This is a genomic window from Deinococcus sp., assembly GCF_018260405.1.
Taxonomy (GTDB): Bacteria; Deinococcota; Deinococci; order Deinococcales; family Deinococcaceae; genus Deinococcus.
The window spans coordinates 1-3,216 of sequence record NZ_JAGLBG010000161.1; the positions used below are offsets into that span (position 1 = coordinate 1).

1 protein-coding gene is annotated in these 3,216 nt (G+C 65.0%); it reads right to left on the reverse strand.

The window, feature by feature from the left end; all coding sequences use genetic code 11:
• Nucleotides 1-265: 265 nt before the first annotated feature.
• Nucleotides 266-2,800 (reverse strand): U32 family peptidase, encoded by a 2,535-nt coding sequence (locus tag QZ269_RS12525; protein WP_291427040.1) that lies wholly within the window; start codon nt 2,798-2,800, stop codon nt 266-268.
• Nucleotides 2,801-3,216 lie beyond the last annotated feature (416 nt).

Sequence of the window (3,216 nt, forward strand, 5' to 3'; positions counted from 1 at the left end):
CTGCTCCAGCGATTGTGCGCCTGATGAAGAGGGCAGCATGGATACTCCGACGATATGGGCCTCAGACAGCCTCTAAGTGGTGCGGCGTGAGCTGAGGCGGGGGCAGTTTTCCAGGTTCCTGTGCGCGCTGCCCTATGCCCAGGTAGGCGGGATACCGAAGCGGCCCTCGCTTGCCCTAGCGCGGTTCGGCGGCGTGTTTGGGGACAGCGGGCCTCGGGGGGCTTTGAAGCCGGTCTGGGCGCTCTGAGTGACCACATAGAGACGGCTACACGGTAGGCAGCGCGGGCAGCAGATCAAATCCTTCCGGCACGAACAGGCTGCCCTCAGTGACGCCCTGATCCGAGACGGCGCTCAGGCGTGTCTGCAATTCGCCACTGCTGATTTTGCCGTTCAGGAAAGCGCGGTGAACCGAGATCACTTCGCTGACCTGATCCGGCGATTCGTGCACGAATTCGAGGCGAAAATCGCGTAGACCCGCCGCCAGCCAGTCGCTCATATGCGGCGCGGCCACCTGCGGACGGCCCTCGAAGACCGTGTTGCGGCAGCCCACGTCGGCCATGACCGGGTGTGACACGCCGCGTTCGTCGCGCAGGGCAACCCGGTGAGACTCGCAGGGGTGCCCGCAGTTGGTGTAGTCGGTGCCGTCCGACAGAAAGCGGCAAAAGACGCAGTGCTCGGTATGAAACACGGGCAGGTGCTGATAGGCGATGACTTCCAGCCGCTCGGGGCCGACCAGTCCGGCCAGTTCGGTGATCTGCTGCGCGTTCAGGTCATGCGTGGGCGTCAGGCGGGTCAGGCCCAGCTCCAGCAGCGCCAGCGAGGTCAGCACGTTGGCGGCGTTCAGCGAGAAATCCCCGGTCAACTCGGCGTTCTCACCCTGAAGACCCTCTAGCAGCCCGCCCGAGCGCACCAGAATCCCGGCGTTCAGCCCCAGCAGAAACTTTTGCAGATTCTGTTCGGTAGGCTTCAGAATGCGCGGACTGGCGACCCGTACCAGAAGACCCGCCGCCCGCACTTTCTCGACGCTGGGTTTCAGGCCGTACAGTTCCAGATAGTCCAGCGTGATGCTCTCGGGGCGCAGTTCCAGCGCGGCCCCGAGCTGCTCGGGCGTCCGTACCAGCACATGCAGCGCGGCGGGGCGGTTGTCGGCGGCCACTTTAAGGCGTGTAGCACGGGCCAGTGCCTCTTGCAACCGGGGCTCAATGCTGCGCCTGGGAGCCTGACCGCGCTGCTCGGTCAGCAAGGCCACCGCGTCACGGCGCAGCGCGTTAAGGGCCGACACCGGTAAAAAACCTGCGCCCTGCAAGTCCACCGTTAACCCGGAAAGGTGATAGCCCGTGCCGCCCAGCTTGCTAAGTTGCTCGCTCAGTGTGGCCTCGTCGAGTGCCCGGTTGCGGGCCGCAGGCAGCGGCGCTTCGCCCTGCACGGTCACGCGGTGGCCCTGTCCGTCGCTTAGGGTCAGTGCGGGCCATTCACCCACCTGGCCGTAAAAGTGGGCCTCGACCGGGCGGGTGTAAACGGGGTCGGTGGCCTCGATCAGTGGCCTGACGCGGGCGGCCAGACTCGGGTCGTGGGTACGCCACACCGGGTCGCCCTCACGCACGCGCTCCGGGTTGACCGCCCCGCGCCCAAAGCGCAGTTCGTAGGTCTGCCCGGCGCGGCCCGGTTCTTCCAGCTGCCGCCCGCCCTGCCACAAACCGTACAGAAAACCGCCTTCTTCGCGGCCCTGCGGCGTGCGCCAGTTGGCCGGGTCAAACACCAGCCCGTCACCGGGTTTGACCTCTTTGTTCAGTTCGACCAGCACGCCGCGTTCGGTCAGGCCGCGCACGGTGCCGACCTGCACGCCCCGGTGCCTCGGCGCCCGCCCGCGCACGACCGTCTGGTGGTTGGTTCCGGCCATGAAGTGCGGCCCCAGCCCACGCGAGTACACCTGTGCGAGGTCTTGTTCTTCCTGCGCCGTGACGCTCAGGGGCAACCTCGCCCACGCCTCGTCGACGGCCTTGCGGTAAGCGGCAGTCGTAAGGGCCACGAATTCGGCGTCCTTGTAGCGGCCCTCGATCTTCAGGCAGTTCACGCCGATTCGCACCAGCTCGGGCACCTGGTGCAGCGCGTACAAATCACCCGGCGAGAGCAGGTAGCGGGCGTCGCCCAGGTCGCGGTACTGGCCGTCTACAAACATCTCGTAGGGCAGGCGGCAGGCCTGGGCACACTGCCCCCGGTTGGCGCTGCGCCCGCCCCATGCCTCGCTTGAAAAGCACTGCCCGCTGTAGCTGACGCACAGGGCGCCGTGCACGAAGGTTTCCAGCTCCATGTCGGTCTGCCGGGCAATGCGCTCGATATCGCTCAGGCTCAGTTCGCGCCCCAGCACCACGCGTCTGGCCCCGAACCGCCGCGCCAGTTCCGCGCCCTCGGCAGAGGTGATACTCATCTGGGTACTGCCGTGAATCGGCAGGTCAGGGCAGATGTCCTGGGCCAGACGCGCCACGCCGTGATCCTGCACGATCAGGGCGTCTACCCCGGCCTCGGCCAGCCACATCAGTTGGCGCTCGGCGTCGCGCAATTCGCGGTCATACACCAGAATGTTAAAGGTCACGAACCCCATTACCCCGCGTTCGTGCAGCGTCCGCATCACGTCTGGCAGGGCCTCGGCTTCAAAACCGACTTTGGCCCGCGCATGAAACCCCGCCCCAGTACCGTCGGCCCGGCCACCACCCACCAGCGGATTGACCCCGAAAAAGACCGCGTCAGCCCCGGCCTCAAGCGCGGCCCGCAGCTGAGCCTCTCCGCCGACAGGACTCATCACTTCAGGTTTGACAGCGGTACGGGTAACAGGAGAGCGCGACATAGCGGGTCAGTCTAGCCGCTTGACCAGCCTGCAAAAGTGGCCCTGTAAGTGATGCGCTCCCAAGTCTAGAGGGCGGTAAACAGGCAACCGAAGTTTGTGCATAACTGCTCAGCGCGATGGACACGGCGAAAAACCGCTTTTGGGTGGGCTTCTATTGAAAGCCATCCCTGGCTTCTTATTTTCCCATCTTAGGTGACAGAAGGTGATGCCTCTGCGATGTGGAACCTAACACGGCGCTTGGCCAAGTAGCTACGCGCCGTAGCTGAGGGGACATGAGCAATCGGTACAAGTTTCATAACCTGAGAGGCTGTCTGAGGCCCATATCGTCGGAGTATCCATGCTGCCCTCTTCATCAGGCGCACAATCGCTGG

What these genes read in the sequence shown, in the direction of transcription:
- QZ269_RS12525 (WP_291427040.1), bottom strand. Translation starts at nt 2,800, where the DNA reads ATGAGTCCTGTCGGCGGAGAGGCTCAGCTGCGGGCCGCGCTTGAGGCC.